The organism is Rugamonas sp. GW822-FHT03B10, from assembly GCF_058801745.1.
This window is the reverse complement of the sequence record NZ_JBXANP010000009.1, coordinates 215774-234297: the sequence shown is the minus strand read 5'-3', so window position 1 is coordinate 234297 and position 18524 is coordinate 215774. Positions and strand designations below refer to the sequence as shown.

14 protein-coding genes and 1 tRNA gene are annotated in these 18524 nt (G+C 66.4%); 12 read left to right on the top strand and 3 right to left on the bottom strand.

Going from position 1 to position 18524, the window contains the following annotated elements; all coding sequences use genetic code 11:
* The first annotated feature begins 1 nt into the window (after position 1).
* The 5 genes from AC1RQG_RS16780 to AC1RQG_RS16760 all read left to right on the top strand — a co-directional run bounded on the left by AC1RQG_RS16780 (position 2) and on the right by AC1RQG_RS16760 (position 6244).
* Positions 2 to 976 carry a tripartite tricarboxylate transporter substrate binding protein gene (locus tag AC1RQG_RS16780; protein ID WP_493133144.1) on the top strand — a complete coding sequence of 325 codons (975 nt, stop codon included), beginning with the start codon at positions 2 to 4 and terminating at the stop codon, positions 974 to 976.
* Between the two features lie 63 nt (positions 977 to 1039).
* Positions 1040 to 2143, top strand: coding sequence for an ABC transporter substrate-binding protein (locus AC1RQG_RS16775; RefSeq protein WP_493133143.1), 1104 nt, complete (start codon positions 1040 to 1042; stop codon positions 2141 to 2143).
* Positions 2144 to 2248: 105 nt separating this feature from the next.
* Entirely contained in the window at positions 2249 to 4024 is a 1776-nt protein-coding gene (locus AC1RQG_RS16770) for an ABC transporter permease (protein ID WP_493133142.1), read from the top strand.
* 29 nt (positions 4025 to 4053) lie between these two features.
* Positions 4054 to 5127, top strand: coding sequence for an ABC transporter ATP-binding protein (locus AC1RQG_RS16765; RefSeq protein ID WP_493133175.1), 1074 nt, complete (start codon positions 4054 to 4056; stop codon positions 5125 to 5127).
* Between the two features lie 22 nt (positions 5128 to 5149).
* A complete protein-coding gene (locus AC1RQG_RS16760; protein WP_493133141.1) occupies positions 5150 to 6244 on the top strand; it encodes an AbrB family transcriptional regulator in 1095 nt (364 codons plus the stop codon).
* A gap of 73 nt (positions 6245 to 6317) precedes the next feature.
* Here AC1RQG_RS16760 and AC1RQG_RS16755 read toward each other — a convergent pair whose 3' ends face one another.
* Positions 6318 to 6878, bottom strand: a complete 561-nt coding sequence (locus tag AC1RQG_RS16755) for an outer membrane protein (RefSeq protein WP_493133140.1) — start codon at positions 6876 to 6878, stop codon at positions 6318 to 6320.
* A gap of 245 nt (positions 6879 to 7123) precedes the next feature.
* Here AC1RQG_RS16755 and AC1RQG_RS16750 point away from each other — a divergent pair, with 245 nt between their 5' ends.
* The 7 genes from AC1RQG_RS16750 to AC1RQG_RS16720 all read left to right on the top strand — a co-directional run bounded on the left by AC1RQG_RS16750 (position 7124) and on the right by AC1RQG_RS16720 (position 16747).
* Positions 7124 to 9049 (top strand): MFS transporter, encoded by a 1926-nt coding sequence (locus AC1RQG_RS16750; RefSeq protein WP_493133139.1) that lies wholly within the window; start codon positions 7124 to 7126, stop codon positions 9047 to 9049.
* A gap of 192 nt (positions 9050 to 9241) precedes the next feature.
* A complete protein-coding gene (locus tag AC1RQG_RS16745) occupies positions 9242 to 10462 on the top strand; it encodes an efflux RND transporter periplasmic adaptor subunit (RefSeq protein WP_493133174.1) in 1221 nt (406 codons plus the stop codon).
* 15 nt (positions 10463 to 10477) lie between these two features.
* The gene (locus AC1RQG_RS16740; protein WP_493133138.1) at positions 10478 to 13612 is read left to right on the top strand and encodes an efflux RND transporter permease subunit; all 3135 of its coding nucleotides are present in this window, start codon (positions 10478 to 10480) and stop codon (positions 13610 to 13612) included.
* 5 nt (positions 13613 to 13617) lie between these two features.
* Positions 13618 to 15132, top strand: a complete 1515-nt coding sequence (locus AC1RQG_RS16735; RefSeq protein WP_493133137.1) for an efflux transporter outer membrane subunit — start codon at positions 13618 to 13620, stop codon at positions 15130 to 15132.
* Positions 15133 to 15188: 56 nt separating this feature from the next.
* A complete protein-coding gene (locus AC1RQG_RS16730; RefSeq protein WP_493133136.1) occupies positions 15189 to 15800 on the top strand; it encodes a TetR/AcrR family transcriptional regulator in 612 nt (203 codons plus the stop codon).
* Between the two features lie 56 nt (positions 15801 to 15856).
* Positions 15857 to 16564 (top strand): fumarylacetoacetate hydrolase family protein, encoded by a 708-nt coding sequence (locus tag AC1RQG_RS16725; RefSeq protein ID WP_493133135.1) that lies wholly within the window; start codon positions 15857 to 15859, stop codon positions 16562 to 16564.
* Between the two features lie 106 nt (positions 16565 to 16670).
* A tRNA-Pro gene (locus AC1RQG_RS16720) sits at positions 16671 to 16747 on the top strand.
* 115 nt (positions 16748 to 16862) lie between these two features.
* Here AC1RQG_RS16720 and AC1RQG_RS16715 read toward each other — a convergent pair.
* Together AC1RQG_RS16715 and AC1RQG_RS16710 are read right to left on the bottom strand one after the other, a co-directional pair.
* The gene (locus AC1RQG_RS16715; RefSeq protein ID WP_493133134.1) at positions 16863 to 17270 is read right to left on the bottom strand and encodes a type 2 periplasmic-binding domain-containing protein; all 408 of its coding nucleotides are present in this window, start codon (positions 17268 to 17270) and stop codon (positions 16863 to 16865) included.
* A 13-nt stretch (positions 17271 to 17283) separates the two neighbouring features.
* Entirely contained in the window at positions 17284 to 18492 is a 1209-nt protein-coding gene (locus tag AC1RQG_RS16710) for a porin (RefSeq protein WP_493133133.1), read from the bottom strand.
* Positions 18493 to 18524 lie beyond the last annotated feature (32 nt).

Sequence of the window (18524 nt, the reverse complement as noted above, 5' to 3'; positions counted from 1 at the left end):
CATGGCTACATCGACCAAAACAATTTTGCTGGCATGGCTGGCCGCCCTGATGGCCGGCACGGCGGCGCAGGCGGCGGGCACGGAATGCATCGTGCCCTCCAAACCGGGCGGCGCGATGGACCTGACCTGCAAGCTGGCGCAGAAGGGTTTGCAGACCTTGCCGGGGCAGGCCGGCGCGAGCATGCGGATCAGCTACCTGCCGGGCGGGATCGGCGCCGTGGCCTGGCATGCGCTGGTGTCGCAGCGGCGCGCCGAGCCGGACACGCTGGTGGCCTTTTCGGGCGGTTCGCTGCTCAATCTGGCCCAGGGCAAGTTCGGCAAGGCCAAGGCGGACGATGTGCGCTGGGTGGCGGCGCTGGGCGCGGACTACGGCATGATCGCGGTGCGCGCCGATTCGCCCTACCAGACGCTGGGCGAACTGGTGACGGCCCTGAAGCACCATCCGGAACAGGTGCTGATCGGCGTGAGCGGCACCATCGGCAGCCAGGACTGGCTGAAGATCGCGCTGGTGGTCAAGGCGGCCGGCGTCGATCCGAAAGTGCTGCGGTTCGTGGCGCTGGAGGGCGGCGGCGAGGCCTTCACGGCCATGCACGCGGGCTATGTGCAGGTGGTGTCGGGCGACGCGTCGGAGGCGACCTTGTATTCGAGCAGCGGCAGCACCCGGGTGCTGGCGGTGCTGTCCGAGCAGCGCCTGCCCGGTGTGCTGGCCAAGGTGCCGACGGCGCGCGAGCAGGGCTACGACGTGGTGTGGCCGGTGATCCGCGGCGTGTGGATGGGCCCCCAGGTGCCGGAGTCCGATTACCGCAAGTGGGTGAGCGCCTTCGACCGCGTGCTGGCCAGCCCGCAGTTCGCGCAGACCCGCGCCAGCTACGGCCTGTATCCGTTCAGTTTGACGGGGCCCGCGCTGACGGCCTACGTGCGCAAGGCGGTCGATGATTACGGCAAGCGCGCCAGCGAACTCGGTCTGGTGCGCTAGTCGACAAAAATATAGCAGTAAAGCAGCCTGCAACAGGCAGACCATAAACAGACGGAGACAAACATGATGATGAAAACCACCCTGGCCGCCGCAGTGGCCACCACCCTGGCCACCGCATTCGCCACCGCAGCCCTGGCCCAGGTGCCCGCCGGCTACCCGGCCGACTACCAGAAGATCGTCGACGGCGCCAAGAAGGAGGGCAAGCTGGTGATCTACGGCGCCACCGACAGCAAGGCCACCCAGCCGCTGATCAAGGACTTCAACGCGCTCTATCCCGGCATCACGATCGAATACAACGACATGAATTCGACCGAGGTGTACAACCGCTTCATTTCCGAAGTGGCGGCCGGCGGCAACACGGCCGACGTGATGTGGTCCTCGGCCATGGACCTGCAGATGCGCCTGGCCTCGGACGGCTACGCGCTCAAATACAAATCGGTGGAAGCGTCCAAGATCCCCGGCTGGGCCGTGTGGGACGACCAGGCCTACGGCACCACGTTCGAGCCGGCCGCCATCGTCTACAACAAGCGCCTGGTGGACGCCAAGGAAGTGCCGCAGAACCACGCCGACTTCGCCAAGCTGATCCAGCAGCCCAAGTTCAAGGACAAGGTCACCACCTACGACATCGAAAAATCGGGCGTCGGCTTCATGTTCATGACCCAGGATGCGCGCGAGCTGGGCACCAGGTTCCCGGACCTGGAGAACGCGTTCGGCGTGGCCAAGGTGCGCGTGCAATCGTCCACCGGCACCATGATGGAGCGCATCTCGTCGGGCGAGAACCTGATCGGCTACAACGTGCTCGGCTCCTACGCGCTGGTGCGCGCCAAGGCCGACCCGTCGATCGGCGTGGTGCTGCCCAAGGATTACACGCTGATCCTGTCGCGCGTGCTGTTCATCAACAAGGGCGCCAAGAACGTCAACGCCGCCAAGCTGTGGATGGACTACATGCTGTCGCATCGCGGCCAGACCATCATCGCCAACGATTCGCGCCTGTTCGCGATCCGCGCCGACGTGACGGGCGAAACCACGTCGGCCGACCTGATCAAGCAGATCGGCAAGGACAACGTCAAGCCGGTGCCGGTGCACCCGATCGTGCTGCAGTTCCTCGGCCCCGCCAAGCGCATGGCCTTCCTCAAGCAGTGGAAAGAATCGGCCGGCAAGAAGTAAACGGCCTCTAAGCGGCCCGCCGCCGGCCCGCGCCGGCGGCCGCGACACCCCTCCGTCATAACACGCGACGGCGCCAGCACGCGCCGCGCTTGAAGGTATCCTCACATGCAAACGATGACCATCCCCGGCTCCGGCCGGCGCAGCCTGAACTGGCCGCGCGGCGTGGTGGTGACGCTGACCGCGCTCGCCATCTTCGTGCCGCTGCTCCTGATCTTCTACCAAAGCTTCCTGTCGGCGCCGTTCTTCGTGCCGGGCAAGGAGCTGGGCCTGGACGCTTACCGCTTCATCTTCGACGATCCCGATTTCGCCGTGGCGTTCAAGAATGGTCTGATCCTGGCCACCGGCCTGGCCGCCATCGCCGTGCCGCTGGGCGGCATGCTGGCCTTCCTCATGATCCGCACCGACCTGCCGGGCCGTGGCTGGATCGCGCCCATGCTGCTGGTGCCGATCTTCGTGTCGCCGATGGTGATGGGCTTCGGCTACGTGGTGTCCATGGGGCCGGTGGGTTTCTACTCGACCTGGGCCAAGGACCTGCTGGGCTTCATCCCCTGGAACATCTACTCGTTCACCAGCATCGTCGTGATCGCCGGCCTGACCCACGTGCCGCACGTCTACCTGTACGCCTCGTCGGCCCTGAAAAGCCTGGGTTCGGACGTGGAGGAGGCGGCCCGCGTGGCCGGCGCCTCGCCGCTGCAGGTGATGCTCAACGTGTCGCTGCCGATGATCATGCCGGCGCTGGCCTATGCGGCCGTGCTGGTGTTCTTCCTCGGCTTCGAGGTGTTCGGGCTGGTGCTGGTGCTGGGCGACCCGGAGGGGCACCTGGTGCTGGCCACCTACCTGTACAAGCTGACCAACAAGCTGGGCACGCCGTCCTACCACCTGATGGCGGCCGTCGCCGTGTGCCTGGTGATGGTGACCATGCCGCTGGTGATGCTGCAGCGCTGGTTGCTCAAGTCGGCCAACAAATACGTGTCGATCAAGGGCAAGGGCGCGCGCACCAAGGCCATGCCGCTGGGCCGCTGGAAGTGGCTGGCCTTCGCGCTGATCGCCGGCTGGCTGCTGTTCACCATCGTGATGCCGATCTCGGGCATCGTGCTGCGCTCGTTCGTGCAGTACTGGGGCGAGGGCGTGCGGCTGGCCGACGTGCTGACGCTCGACCACTTCCGCGAAATCCTGGAGCAGCCGTCGCTGATGCGCGGCATCCTCAACACCATCCTGATCGGCGTGGTGGGCGGCGGCCTGGCCGTGATCTGCTACAGCGGCATCGCGCTGGCCATGCACCGCAAGCCGGACGGCATCACCCGCCTGCTCGACTACAGCGTGCTGGTGCCGCGCGCCATCCCCGGCCTGCTGGCGGGCCTGTCGTTCCTGTGGGTGTTCCTGTTCGTACCCAGCTGGCTGGACGGCATGCTGAAGGGGATGGACAACGGCGTGGCCCTGTGGCTCAGCGAGCATGCGATCCCCGTGCTGCGTTCGCTGCGCTCGACCATCTTCGCCCTGTGGCTCGCCTACTCGGTGGTGTGGCTGGCCTACGGCATGCGCCTGATCTCGACGGCGCTGCTGCAGGTGGGGCCGGAGCTGGAGGAGGCGGCGCGCGCCGTGGGCGCCCGTCGTGGGCAGGTGACGCGCGACGTCACGCTGCCGCTGATCAAATACGGCATGCTGGGCGCCTGGCTGATGGTGTTCCTGATCTTCGAGCGTGAATACTCGACCGGCGTGTACCTGCTCTCGCCCGGCACCGAGGTGATCGGCGCCATGCTGGTGTCGCTGTGGGCCGGCGGCTCGACCGACCTGGTGGCGGCGCTGTCCTTCGTCAACATCTCCCTGGTCGCCATCGGCCTGGGCGTCGCGCTGCGCTTCGGCGTCAAACTGCACAATTAAAGAAAATAGCCATGAAACGAGACCTGATCATGAATGAACTGAGCGTCAACGAACTGCACCTCGATTACGGCAGCGGCGCCCACGCCAATCCCATCCTCAAGGGCGTGTCCATGCACCTGCAGAAGGGCGAAGTGGTGGCGCTGCTGGGGCCTTCGGGCAGCGGCAAGACCACGCTGCTGCGCGCCGTGGCCGGACTGGAGAGCCCCAAGCTGGGCACCATCGACATCGGCGACCGGCGCGTGTTCGACGGCGCGCGCGGCTTCGAGATGCCGGCCGAGCAGCGCAACCTGGGGCTGGTGTTCCAATCCTACGCGCTGTGGCCGCACAAGACCGTGTTCGACAACGTGGCCTACGGCCTCAAGCTGCGCAAGATGGGCGCGGCCGACATCGCGGAGCGCGTCAACGAAGTGCTCAAGCAACTGGGCCTGGGCCATCTGGGCGAGCGCTTCCCGCACCAGCTGTCCGGCGGCCAGCAGCAGCGCGTGGCCATCGCCCGCGCGCTGGTGTACAACCCGCCCGTGATCCTGCTGGACGAGCCGCTGTCCAACCTCGACGCCAAGCTGCGCGAGGAGGCGCGCGCCTTCCTGCGCGAGCTGATCGTGCGCCTGGGCTTGTCCGCGCTGATGGTCACGCACGACCAGGCCGAGGCCATGGCCATTTCCGACCGCATCCTGCTGCTCAACAACGGCAGGATAGAACAGCAGGGCACCCCGCAGAGCATGTACGAGACGCCCGACACCTTGTTCACGGCCGAATTCATGGGCAGCAACAACCGCCTGCCGGGCCGCATCGTGCAGCGCAACGGCAGCCGGGTGCAGCTGGACGTGAACGGCACGGCGCTGCAGGCCACGGCGCGCGGCGCGTCCACCGGCGCCGAAGGCAGCACCATCATCCGCGTGGAGGAAGTGCGCGTGAGCGCCACGCCGGTGGAGAACGCGATCGAACTGCCGCTGCTGACCTGCATGTACCTGGGCGACCGCTTCGAGTGCCTGTTCAAGAGCGAGTCCGGCCCCGAGATCAGCCTGCGCGCCCATTCGCGCTACAAGCTGGAGCCGGGCCGCTACTGGCTGCAACTGCCGGCCGACAAGCTCTGGGTGTTCTGACGATGGCCGGGAGTCCCGCGGCATGAGGTGGTTCGACAGGTCCGACCTGTTCGACAGGTTCGACGGCGGCGGGACGGCGGTGCGGGCGTGGCTGGCGGCGCTGGTCGCGTCGCTGGCCGGCGCCGCGCTATGCCTGTGGCTCGATACGCCGCTGCCGTGGATGATAGGACCGCTGTTCTTCACGGCCGCGCTGCGCCTGGCCGGGCGCGACCTGCGCGCGCCGGTGCGCGCGCGCGAGGCGGGACAGTGGGCCATCGGCACGGCGCTGGGCCTGTATTTCACGGCGCCCGTGCTGCTGGCGCTATCGGACTACGCGCCGCTGATCGGGTTGGCCGTGGCCTTCGCGCTGGCGCTGGGCTGGGGCAGCGGCTATCTGCTGCATAAACTGGCGCGCACCGACCGCACCACGGCCTTCTTCGCGATGGCGACCGGTGGCGCGTCCGAGATGGCGGTGCAGGGCGAGCGCCACGGCGCCAGCGTGGAGCGGGTGGCGGCCGCGCACAGCCTGCGCGTGATGCTGGTGGTGGCCGTGATCCCGTTCACGGTGCGCTGGTGGGGCAGTCATGGCCTGACGCTGGGCGACGATGTGTATCTGCCCGGCGCGGCCGAGGTGCGGGTGGGCGGCTTGCTGGTGCTGATTACGCTGACCAGCATGGCGGCGCTGCTGTGCAAGCGGACCGGCATGCCCAATGCCTGGGTCATCGGCCCGCTGCTGGCGGCGCTGGCGCTGACGGCGGGCGGCATCCACCTGAGCCGTCTGCCCGAGTGGATGATACGGGGCGGCCAGTTGTTCATCGGCGCCTCGCTCGGCTGCCGGTTCTCGCCCGCGTTCCTGCGCGCGGCGCCGCGCTTCCTGGCCAGCGTGGCCGCCTGCAACGCGCTGGCGATGGCGCTGGCGGCCGGTTTCGGGCTGCTGCTGGCGCGGGGCGCCGGCATCCATCCCGGCACGGCCATCCTGGCCACGTCGCCGGGTGGCATCGCGGAGATGGCCCTGACGGCCAAGACCCTGCGGCTGGGCGTGCCCATCGTCACCGCCTTCCACGTGGCGCGCATGGTGGTGCTGGTGCTGACCATCGGCCCGCTGTTCCGGCTGATCCGGCGGGTGGCGCGGCGATGACGTAAAAAAGCCGGCGCGATGGCCGGCTGGTGCGACGCAGGCCGCAGCCTGCTTCATTCGTGTTCGCGTCGGCTTAGAACTTGAAGCGCACGCCGACGGACAGCATGTCGGCCTTGATGTTGTCGCCGCCTTCTTCGGCGATCTTGCCGAAGTATTCATATTCCGCCACGAAGCTGATCTTCTTGTCCAGCGCGTACGCGGCGCCGATGCCGATCATCGCGTTGGTCTTGTTATTGGTGGTGCTGTCGGAGAAGTTTGGCTCCCAAGCGGTGATTTTGGTGTGGTTGAACGCCACGCCCAGTTTGCCGAACAGCGAGAACTGGTCGTTCAATGGCAGCGTGCCGGTGGCCGCGACGTAGATGGATTCCGGCTTGGACGACACGCCATAGCCGATGGCCGATTTTTCCACTTTGCGGAAATCGGTGTAACCTACTTCAACGCCGTAGTTCTTGGTGTAGTCGTAGCCGCCATACAGCTTGAAGCTGGTGGCGCTTTCCTTGTCCGAGCCGATGCCCTGGACGCTCATTTTTTGCTCGGAGCGGCCGATGTTGGCGCCGACGTAGGCGTTGTCCGCCTGGGCTGCCAGTGGCGCGGCCAGCGCGGCGATAACGGCGATGATGATGCTGTGTTTCATTTCTTGGTCCTTATGGATAAACCGCACTATTGCTGTACGGAAATTGAAATTTTACTAGTTGATTGCTATTGGGGCAATAGTTATTTTTGCCTAACGGAACATTTCCTTTCAGGCCAGCAAATCGTCGCCGGTGGTCGCACGGGCCGCGCCGGCTTGATGCCCACCAATGGCCACCCGTCCCGCCATTGCGGCGCGCAGGCGACTGCTGTATGTTCTCTACCCATCGTCATCCACCCCGACCGGACATGAGCCAAGCCAACCAGTTTTCCCTGTTGTCGCAACGCCGTTTCGCCCCGTTTTTCTGGACCCAGTTCCTGGGCGCGTTCAACGACAACCTGTTCAAGACGGCGCTGATGGTGATCATCACCTACGACGCGCTGAGCTGGACCACGCTCGCGCCTTCGCTGCTGACCAACCTGATCCCCGGCCTGTTCATCCTGCCGTATGTGCTGTTGTCGGCCACGGCCGGGCAGCTGGCCGACAAGTTCGAGAAGTCGGGCCTGACCCGCTTCGTCAAATGGCTGGAGCTGGCCATCATGGGCGTGGCCGCCATCGGCTGGACCCAGCACATGCTATGGCTGCTGATCGCGGCCGTGGTGGGCATGGGCATCCACTCCACGCTGTTCGGCCCCGTCAAATACGCCTACCTGCCGCAGCACCTGAAAACGGAAGAACTCATCGGCGGCAACGGCGTGACGGAGATGGGCACCTTCGTCGGCATCCTGCTGGGCGAGGTGCTGGGCGCGATCCTGGTGATGCACAAGCCGACCGGCCTGCTGCTGACGGCCGGCGGCACGCTGCTCACGGCCGTGCTGGGCCTGATCGCCAGCTACCGCATCCCGCACACGCCGGCCGCCGATCCCACGCTGCGCATCAGCCGCAACCCGCTGGCAGAGTCGGTGCGCAACATCGGCTTCTCGCGCAAGAACAGGGTGGTGTTCCTGTCCTTGCTCGGCAACTCGTGGTTCTGGTTCTACGGCGCCCTGGTGCTGGCCCAGTTCCCCGTGTACGCCAAGGATTACCTGCACGGCGACCATGGCGTGTTCGTGCTGCTGCTGACCATCTTCTCGCTGGGCGTGGGCGCCGGCTCGCTGCTGTGCGAACGGCTGTCGGGGCGCAAGGTGGAACTGGGGCTGGTGCCGTTCGGCGCCATCGGCATGACCGTGTTCGGCATCGACCTGTACCTGGCCAGCGTGGGCTTCACCGCCAGCGGCGGCCAGGTGGCGGCCGCGCTGGTGCAGCAGGGCGGGGCGCGGCTGGGCGCGTTCGACTGGCTGGCGCTGCACGGCACGCTGCGCATCCTGGCCGACGTGATGATGATCGGCATGTTCGGCGGCTTCTTCGTCGTGCCGCTGTTCGCGCTGATCCAGGTGCGCTGCGAGCCGGGCCACCTGTCGCGCACCATCGCCGGCATGAATATCCTGAACGCGCTGTTCATGGTGGCGGCGGCCGGTGTGGCCATCGGGCTGCTGAAGCTGGGCTTGACGATACCGGAACTGTTCCTGGCCACGGCGCTGATGAACGCGCTGGTGGCGCTCTACATCTTCTCGCTGGTGCCGGAATTCCTGATGCGCTTCCTGGCCTGGATGCTGATCCACACCGTCCACCGCGTCAAATGCATCAACGCCGACCGGATTCCGGCCGAAGGAGCGGCGGTGCTCGTGTGCAACCACGTGAGCTATGTGGACGCGATCGTGATCGGCGCGGCCAGCCCGCGTCCGATCCGGTTCGTGATGGACCACCGCATCTTCAAGCTGCCGCTGCTGGGCTGGATCTTCCGCACGGCGCGCGCGATCCCCATCGCGCCGGCCAAGGAAGACCCGTGGCTGATGGAGAAGGCCTATGTCGACATCGCCCAGGCGCTGCACGAGGGCGACCTGGTGTGCATCTTCCCGGAAGGCAAGCTGACCACGACCGGCGACATGAACGAATTCAAGGGCGGCATCGCCAAGATCGTGGCCCGTTCCCAGGTGCCGGTGATCCCGATGGCGCTGCGCGGCCTGTGGGGGCATTTGCTGAGCCGGGGCGCCCAGCCGGTGCTGGAGCGCACCTTCCGCAAGGGCTTGCGTTCGCGCCTGGCGCTGGCCGTGGGACAGCCGGTCGCGCCGTTGGACGCCACGCCCGAATACCTGTACCAGCAAGTGCGCGAACTGCGCGGCGGCTGGAAATAGCCCCACCCGCAGCAAGTCCAAAACCGGGGTCAGGTCATGCCATCACGCATCTTGCGTGACGGCATGACCTGACCCCGGTTTTTTTGTCGTTACAATTTGTTTCTTGACGACATTAGAATGATCGTTCATTCTATCAACTGGATTAATTGCTGAATTGGAAAAAGAACAATGAAAGCCTTGCTTACCCAGCATATGCGCCGCAGCGCCGGCGTTGTCTTTCTGCTTAGCGCGAGTGGCCTGCTGGCCGCTTGCTCCCCATCCACGGCCGTAGCACCTCATGCGCAGGTGGCGGAAGTGGGCGTCTTCACCGTCACGCCGCAGGCGCTGCCGATCACCACCGAACTGCCGGGCCGCACGGCCGCGTTCCAGGTGGCCGAGGTGCGCCCCCAGGTGAGCGGTATCGTCCAGCAGCGCCGCTTCGTCGAGGGCGCCGACGTGGCGGCCGGCGCCGCGCTGTACCAGATCGACGCGGCCAGCTACCAGGCGGCCTACAATTCGGCCAAGGCGGCGCTGGCCAAGGCCCGCGCCAATCTGCTGACCAGCGGCCCGAAGGCGGCGCGCTACAAGGAGCTGGTGCAGATCGAAGGCGTGAGCCGCCAGGAACTCGATGACGCCATCGCCGCCAACGAGCAGGCCAAGGCGGAAGTGGAATCGGCCACCGCCGCCGTGGAGGCGGCCGCCATCAACCTCAAATACACGCGGGTGGAAGCGCCCATCAGCGGCCGCATCGGCCGCTCCACGGTCACGCCGGGCGCGCTGGTGACGGCCGGCCAGGCGGCCGCGCTCACCACCGTGCAGCAGCTCGATCCGATCTACGTGGACGTGACCCAGACCAGCACCGAGATGCTGCGCCTGAAGCGCGCGCTGGAATCGGGCAGCCTGAAACAGTCGGGCGGACAGGCCAAAGTGAGCCTGATCCTGGCCGACGGCAGCAAGTATGCGCAACCGGGCAAGCTGCAGTTCGCCGACGCCAGCGTCGATCCGGGCACCGGCAACGTGACGTTGCGCGCGCTGTTCCCCAATCCCAAGCACGATCTGCTGCCCGGCATGTTCGTGCGCGCCGTGCTGGAGAACGGCGTGGACGAGCAGGCCATCGCCGTGCCGCAGCAGGGCGTGTCGCGCAATCCCAAGGGCGAGGCGACGGCGCTGGTGCTGAACAAGGATGGCAAGGTGGAGCAACGCATCATCGCCACCGGCGCCACGCTGGGCGACAAGTGGCTGGTGACGGCCGGCCTCAATGCCGGCGACCGTGTGATCGTGGAAGGTGTGCAGAAGGTCAAGCCGGGCGCCAGCGCCACCGTGGCCGCCACGCCGGCAGCGCCTCCGGCCACCGTGGCCGCCACGCCGGCAGCGCCTCCGGCCGCCGTGGCCGCAGGCGGCGCCATGCCCGCCAACGCCAAGAGCGCCCATTGATCGCGGAGCACAACCATGGCTAAATTTTTCATCGACCGTCCCATCTTCGCTTGGGTGGTGGCGATCGTCATCATGCTGGCCGGCGCGCTGGCGATCCACGGGCTGCCCGTGTCGCAGTATCCGAGCATCGCGCCGCCGTCCATTTCCATCACCGGCGTCTATCCCGGCGCCTCGGCCCGCACGGTGGAGGATGCCGTCACCCAGGTGATCGAACAGAAGATGAAGGGCATCGACGGCTTGCGCTACATGTCCTCGTCCAGCGATTCGGCCGGCGGCATCAATATCACGCTGACGTTCCAGAACGGCACCAATCCCGACATCGCGCAGGTGCAGGTGCAGAACAAGCTGCAACTGGCCACGCCGCTATTGCCGGCCGCCGTCACGCAGCAGGGGCTGGTGGTGTCCAAGGCCACCAAGAATTTCCTGATGGTGCTGGGCTTCGTCTCCGAGGACGGCAGCATGAAGCAGGCCGACCTGGGCGACTACGTGGCCGCCAACGTGATCGACCCGCTCAGCCGCGTGCAGGGCGTGGGCGACGTGACGCTGTTCGGTTCCCAGTATGCGATGCGCATCTGGCTCGATCCGGCCAAGCTGCAAAGCTACCAGCTCACGCCGGCCGATGTGAGCGCGGCCATCACGGCGCAGAACACGGAAGTGTCGGCCGGTGAGCTGGGCGGCGCGCCCGCCATGCCGGGCCAGCAATTGAACGCCACCGTGACGGCGCAAAGCCGCCTGCAGACGGCCGAACAGTTCGGCGCCATCCTGCTCAAGACCTCCGCCAACGGCGCCACCGTGCGCCTGCGCGACGTGGCCCGCATGGAGCTGGGTAGCGAGAGTTACAACACCGTGGCCCGCTACAACGGCCACGCCGCCACCGGCGTGGCGATCAAGCTGGCCACCGGCGCCAACGCGCTCGACACGGCCGCCGCCGTCAAACACAAGGTCGATTTGCTGGGCAAGCAGTTCCCGGCCGGGATGAAGGCCGTGGTGGCGTATGACACCACGCCGTTCGTCACGCTGTCGATCGAGGAAGTGGTCAAGACGCTGGCCGAGGCCATCGTGCTGGTGTTCCTCGTCATGTACCTGTTCCTGCAAAACGTGCGCGCCACCCTGATCCCGACCATGGCCGTGCCGGTCGTGTTGCTGGGCACCTTCGGCGTGCTGGCCGCACTCGGTTATTCGATCAACACGTTGACCATGTTCGCCATGGTGCTGGCCATCGGCCTGCTGGTGGACGACGCCATCGTGGTGGTGGAGAACGTGGAGCGGGTGATGACGGAGGAGGGCTTGTCGCCGAAGGAGGCGACCCGCAAATCGATGGGCCAGATCACTGGCGCGCTGGTGGGCATTGCCCTGGTGCTGTCGGCCGTGTTCGTGCCCATGGCCTTCTTTGGCGGCTCCACCGGCGTGATCTACCGCCAGTTCGCCGTCACCATCGTGTCGGCCATGGTGTTGTCGGTGCTGGTGGCGATGGTGTTCACGCCGGCCCTGTGCGCCACCTTCCTCAAGCCGGTGGCCAAGGGCCATCATGCCGCAAGCACGGGCTTCTTCGGCTGGTTCAACCGCAGCTTCGAGCGCGGCAGCAGCCGTTATCAGGGCTGGGTGGGCGCCATTCTGCGCCGTGGCGGCCGTTCGATGGCGTTGTACGCGATCCTGCTGGTGGTGCTGGCGCTGGCCTTCATGCGCCTGCCCACCTCGTTCCTGCCGGCGGAAGACCAGGGCGTGCTGTTCGCCCAGGTGCAGCTGCCCACCGGCGCCACCCAGCAACGTACGCTGAAGGTGATCGAACAGGTCGAGCATCACTTCATGGTCGACGAAAAGGATGCCGTGCAGTCGATCTTCACGGTGGCCGGTTTCAGCTTCGGCGGCAATGGCCAGAACACGGGTCTCGCCTTCGTGCGCCTGAAGGACTGGGAAGAGCGCAAGGGCGCCGCGCTGCGCGCGCCGGCCGTGGTGGGCCGCGCGATGGGCGCGTTCTCGCGCATCAAGGACGCGATGGTGTTCGCGTTCGCGCCGCCGGCCGTGCTGGAACTGGGTAACGCCAGCGGCTTCGACTTGCAGTTGCAGGATCAGGGCGGCGTCGGTCACGATGCGCTGATGGCGGCCCGCAACCAGTTGCTGGGCATGGCGGCCAAGAATCCGCTGCTGGTGGGCGTGCGCCCCAACGGCCAGGAAGACACGCCGCAGTACAAGATCACGGTGGACCAGCAACAGGCCGCCGCGCTGGGCCTGGCCATCGGCGACGTCAACAAGGTGCTCAGCACCGCCTGGGGCGGCGCCTACGTGAACGACTTCGTCGACCGTGGCCGCGTGAAGAAGGTCTACATGCAGGGCCAGGCCGACGCGCGGATGGTGCCGGAGGACCTGGGCAAATGGTTCGTGCGCAATGCGGCCGGCGAGATGGTGCCGTTCTCCGCGTTCGCCAGCGGCCAGTGGATCTACGCCTCGCCGCGCCTGGAACGCTACAACGGCATGCCGTCCGTGGAAATCCTGGGCATGGCCGCGCCGGGCCAGAGTTCGGGCGTTGCCATGGCCGAGATGGAGAAGATGGCGGCCCAGCTGCCACCTGGCATCGGCTACGAGTGGACCGGCCTGTCGACCGAGGAACGCGATTCGGGCGCGCAGACGCCGGCTTTGTACTCGATCTCGATTCTGATCGTGTTCCTGTGCCTGGCCGCGCTGTATGAAAGCTGGTCGGTGCCGTTCTCGGTGCTGCTGGTGGTGCCGCTGGGCGTGATCGGCGCCGTGCTGGGCACCTGGGCTTTCCGCCTGTCGAACGACGTGTACTTCCAGGTCGGTCTGCTGACCGTTGTCGGTCTGGCGGCCAAGAACGCGATCCTGATCGTGGAATTCGCCAAGGAGCTGCAGGAGCAGGGCGTGCCGCTGCACCAGGCTACGTTGCAGGCCGTGCGCTTGCGGCTGCGGCCTATCCTGATGACGTCGATCGCGTTCGGCCTGGGCGTGCTGCCGCTGGCTGTGGCCAGCGGCGCCGGGTCGGGCAGCCAGAACGCCATTGGCGTGGGGGTGTTGGGCGGCATGCTGTCGGCCACCTTCCTCGGCATCTTCTTCGTGCCACTGTTCTTCGTGCTGGTGCGCGGCCTGTTCGCCGCCAAGCGCGGCGCGGTGGCCCCAACCGCTGTTGCGGAGTAAAGCACATGAACAAGACTTTGATTTCCATCGCCGCTGCGGTCCTGCTGTCCGGTTGCAGCCTGGCGCCTGTGTACAAGCAGCCGGCCGCGCCGGTGGCGCCAGCGTGGCCGTCCGGCGACGCCTACAAGCCCGCGCCCACCGCACCCGGCACGCAAGCGGCCGCCGACATCGCCTGGCGCGACTATTTCACCGATGCTCAGCTGCGCCAGGTGATCGCGCTGGCGCTGGCCAACAACCGCGACTTGCGGGTGGCCGCGCTCAATATCGAGAAGGCGCGCGCCCAGTACGGCGTGACCAGCGCGGCGCAGCTGCCGTCCGTGTCGGCATCAGTGAGCCAGAACGCGGCGCGTACGCCGGCCAATATGCGGCCCGACGGCGAAGCGGCCATCAGCCGCCAGTACAGCGGCGGGCTGGGTGTGGCCTCGTATGAACTGGACTTCTTCGGCAAGGTGCGCAACCTGTCCGAGGCGGGTTTGCAAACCTATCTGGGCACGGAGGAAGCGCGCCGCGCCGCGCAAATCAGCCTGGTGGCGGAAGTGGCCAACAGCTACCTGATACTGGCTGCGGACCAGCAGCGCCTGGCGCTGGCGGCCGATACGCTCAAGAGCCAGCAGATCACCTATGAGCTGAGCCAGCGTCGCTTCGCGGCCGGCGCCACCTCCGGCGTCGACATGTACGAAGCGCAGAGCAGCGTGGAGGCGGCCCGCAACGAGATGGCCGTCTACACGGCGCAGGTGGCGCAGGACCGCAACGCGCTCATGCTGCTGGTGGGCGGCGCCGTGCCGGACGCCTTGCTGCCGCAGGGCGAACTGGAGGCGGTGACGGAAACGGCTGGCCTGCCGGAGGGCATGCCGTCCGACGTGCTGCTGCGCCGCCCCGATGTGCTGCAGGCGGAACGGACGCTGCGCGCGGCCAACGCCAACATCGGCGCCGCGCGGGCCGCCTTCTTCCCCAGCATTTCGCTGACGGCGACGGCGGGCAGCGCCAGCGGCGATCTGGCTGGCCTGTTCAAGGGCGGCTCGTCGGCGTGGACCTTCTTGCCGCAGATCCGGCTGCCGATTTTCGACGGCGGCGCCAACCGCGCCAACCTCACTATCGCCAAGGTGGACCGTGACATCGCTGTCGCCAGGTACGACAAGGCGATCCAGAGCGCCTTCCGCGACGTGGCCGACGCGCTGGCCCAGCGCGGCACGCTGGACGAGCGGCTGGCGTCGCAGCAGGCGCTGGCCGAGGCGTCGGACAAGAGCTTCCGCATTCACGAGGCGCGCTACCAGAAGGGGGCTGAGTCCTACCTGAACGCCTTGGTGTCGCAGCGCGCACTGTACGCGGCCAGGCAAAGCCTGATCACGGCGCGTCTGGCCAAGGCCGGCAATGCCGTCACGCTGTACAAGGTGCTGGGCGGCGGCTGGCAGGAGGAGGGCAGCCGCCAGGTGGCTGCGGCGGGCGCAGGAGCCGGCGCTGGTGCCGGTGCAGAAGTCGGCGCAGGTGTCGGGGCAGATGCGGGCACGCGCGCAAATTGACAAACGCCGCCGGCTTGTCCACAGTATCGCCTGAACCAGATATCACGAAAGCAGCCATGAGCATCACGGAAAAACGCCATACGGACCCGGAACGGGCGCAGAGCCGCCGCAGGCAGGTGCTCGACGCTGCGGCCACCTGTTTCAGCCGCAGCGGTTTTCACGGCGCCAGCATGGCCGAGATATCGAAGGCGGCCGGTATGAGCGCCGGCCATATCTACAACTACTTCGACGGCAAGGACGCCATCATCGCGGCCTTCGTGGAAGAGGAAGTGGAGCGTGTGGCGCTGCTGCTGCGCGACCTGGAGCAGAAGGGCGATCCGCTGCAAGCGATCGTCGACGAGAGCGACAACTCCGTCGACGAGCACATGGCGCCGGACTTCTGGCGGCTCAAGCTGGAAATCTTCGCCGAAGCGTCGCGCAATCCCAAGGTGGCGGCCGTATTGGTGCATGCGGACAGCCGTATGCGCGGCCAGTTCCGCGCCATCGTCAAGGCTGGCCGCGTACGCCATGGCCTGGCGGCGGACGACGCCACCATCGATGGCCGGCTGGAAGCGACCATCGCGCTGTTCCAGGGACTGGCGCTGCGGGCGCTGCACAATCCGGAACTGGACAAGGCCGCTCTCAAGCGCGCCTACCGCGTCGGGCTCGGCGCCTTGCTGCTGTCGTAGTGCGCCACGCTTGCCGAACGTTTCACCCGTTGCCCAATCACCTGTAAGGAACCCGCATGACTTCCTACGTTTTCCCCGCCCATGACATCGTCGGCCTGCCGGTGGCCGGCACCGAACAGCGCTTCCCCGTGCGGCGCGTCTACTGCGTTGGCCGCAACTACGCCGCGCACGCGCGCGAGATGGGCTACGATCCCGAGCGCGAACCGCCGTTCTTCTTCTGCAAACCGAACGATGCGCAGGCTGTGGTGCCGGTTGCGCCGGGGCAGGTGCTGGCGCTGCCGTATCCACCGGCCACGGCCAACCTGCACTACGAGTGCGAGCTGGTGGTGGCGCTGGGCGTCGGCGGGCGCAATATCCCCGTGGAGGACGCGGCGCGCCACATCTACGGCTACGCCGTGGGCCTGGACATGACGCGGCGCGACCTGCAGTTCAAGATGCGCGACGCCGGCCGGCCGTGGGAGGTGGGCAAGGCCTTCGACTTCTCCGCACCCGTGGGCACGCTGGTGCGCGCGGCCGAAGCGGGCGACATCAACCACGCTGCCATCACGCTGGACGTGGACGGCGTGCGCAAGCAGGACAGCACGATCGCGCACCTGATCTGGTCGGTGAGCGAAACGATCGCCAATCTTTCCACCTTGTTCGCACTGGAGCCGGGCGATCTGATCTTCACCGGTACCCCCGAAGGCGTGGGCGCTGTGGTGCGCGACCAGTCGCTGGTCGGGCGCGTGGATGGCTTGCCGGAACTGGCCGTCAAGCTGGTGTGAGCGTTTAGGTTGGGAGAATATCCGAGCTAAATGTATGGTTTATTGCGGAAAGGTCTTGCGCAAGTATGGCAAAAGCATAAGCGGGCTGCTATAATGCTTGCCTAGTCGGGGCGTAGCGCAGCCTGGTAGCGTACTTGCATGGGGTGCAAGGGGTCGGAAGTTCGAATCTTCTCGCCCCGACCAATAGAATCAACGAGTTAGGCCAACCTTCGGGTTGGCCTTTTTCGTTTATGGGACTGGTATCCCTGCTGCGCGCCTGCCGCCCCGGGTGAGGGGCGGGCGCACAACGCGTCCACCGTTATGGCAGGGTCAGGATGACCTTGACGGTATCGTCCACTGCCGACTTGTCGATGTAGCCGATGGCCTTGGGATCGGCAGCAACGGCTTTCTTGACCTCGGCGTTGGAGCTGTACTCCTTGGGCGGCGTGCCCTTGCCGGTAAATACGATCTTGGACCAGATCGCCTTCACCTGGGCCGGGTCCTTGTCGGCCGCCTTGTGGTAGAAGTCGGCGCGGATGGCCGAGCCCTCGGCCTGGTCGACCGGCGTGAACATGGTCGATTTGCCCAGGAAGAACTGGGACGCCTGTTCCGAGAACATGCGCGTGGCGGGGTTGGCCTTGTTGACGATGACCACCGTTTCGGCGCTGGCCGGGAAGGCGGTGGCGGACAGGGCGCACAGCAGGGAGGCCTGGATCAGCAGTTTCATGGCATCCTCCTTATCAGAATACGAAATCAAGCGAAGCGGCCACCACGTTGACCGTGTCCTTCAATCCCGTCGCCGGGCCGTTGATCAGGGTGCCGGTCTTGGTCTTCGGTTTGACGCGGTCGATCTGGAGTTTCACGGCCACGTTCCTGGCGAAGTCCCAGCGCACGCCGACCAGGTCGGTGGTCTGCTTGGACGCCGTCAGCAGGCCGTTGACGATATTGGACAGGGCGCCGGTGGTCGGGAAGCCGGCCGGCAGCGTCACCGAGCGGCCATGCTGGGTGATGGCCGAGTGCGCGTAGTAGGGCAGCACCTTGCCCATGCGGTAGCCCACCATCGCGTACCAAGCGTTGTTGTCGGGGACGTAGATCGGGTCCTTGGCGCGGCGCATGCCGTATTCGGCCTGGCCCACCACGTTGTTCCAGTCCAGCGTCATGCCGACTTCCGTAAAGGTCACCTTCTTGCTGTTGTTGACGCCGATGTCACGGGCCAGCGAGGGGAAGCCCAGCGCGCTCAACGTCGATTGCAGTTGCATGAGCGGGGTCACGTCGTTGCTGTTCATCTTCGCTTCCAGGTGGGCCACGCGCACCGTGACGGGACCGTGCTCGAGGGCCAGGCTCAGGCCCACGACCGGGGCGCGGTAGGTGCCCACGGTGCTGGTGCCGGCCGCCACCAGCTTGCCGCGGCTGACGCCGGCGACGCCCTGGGCCGTGAAGTTGGTGTCGCCGAACGCGTGCTGGTAGTTGAAGTCGGCGCCGTCGGCGCTCTCGATCGGGTCCTGGTCGTACAGCTCGACCGGCGGGCGCATCATCGTGTTGGCGTAGCCCACGTTCTGGTAGTCCGAGATCAGGAAGGTCGGGAGCACGACCCGGCCCACGCGCACATTCAGCTCATCGTTGATCTTGTACTTGAGGAAGGCCCAGGTCAGGTCCGTGGTGAAGGTGGGGCTGGTGTTCTTGCGGGTCAGCACCTGCACCGTGCCCGACAGTTCATCGTTGAGCTTGTAGCTCGCTTGCAGGCCCAGGTTGGTGTCGAGGCCGATGCGGGCCTTGTCGGCCACGCCTTCGTACTGGTTGTAGCGGGAAAATTCGGCCTTGTCGGTATTGGTCTTGGCCACGCCCAGCGTGCCGAAGCCGCCGATGGTGAGATTGCCGTCGTCCATGGCGCCCGCGTGGGCGCTGCCGAACGCGGCGCAGACTGCGCTTGCTAGTATGATCTTTTTCATAATGCTTCTTGTTGCTCCTCACGTTGAAAGAT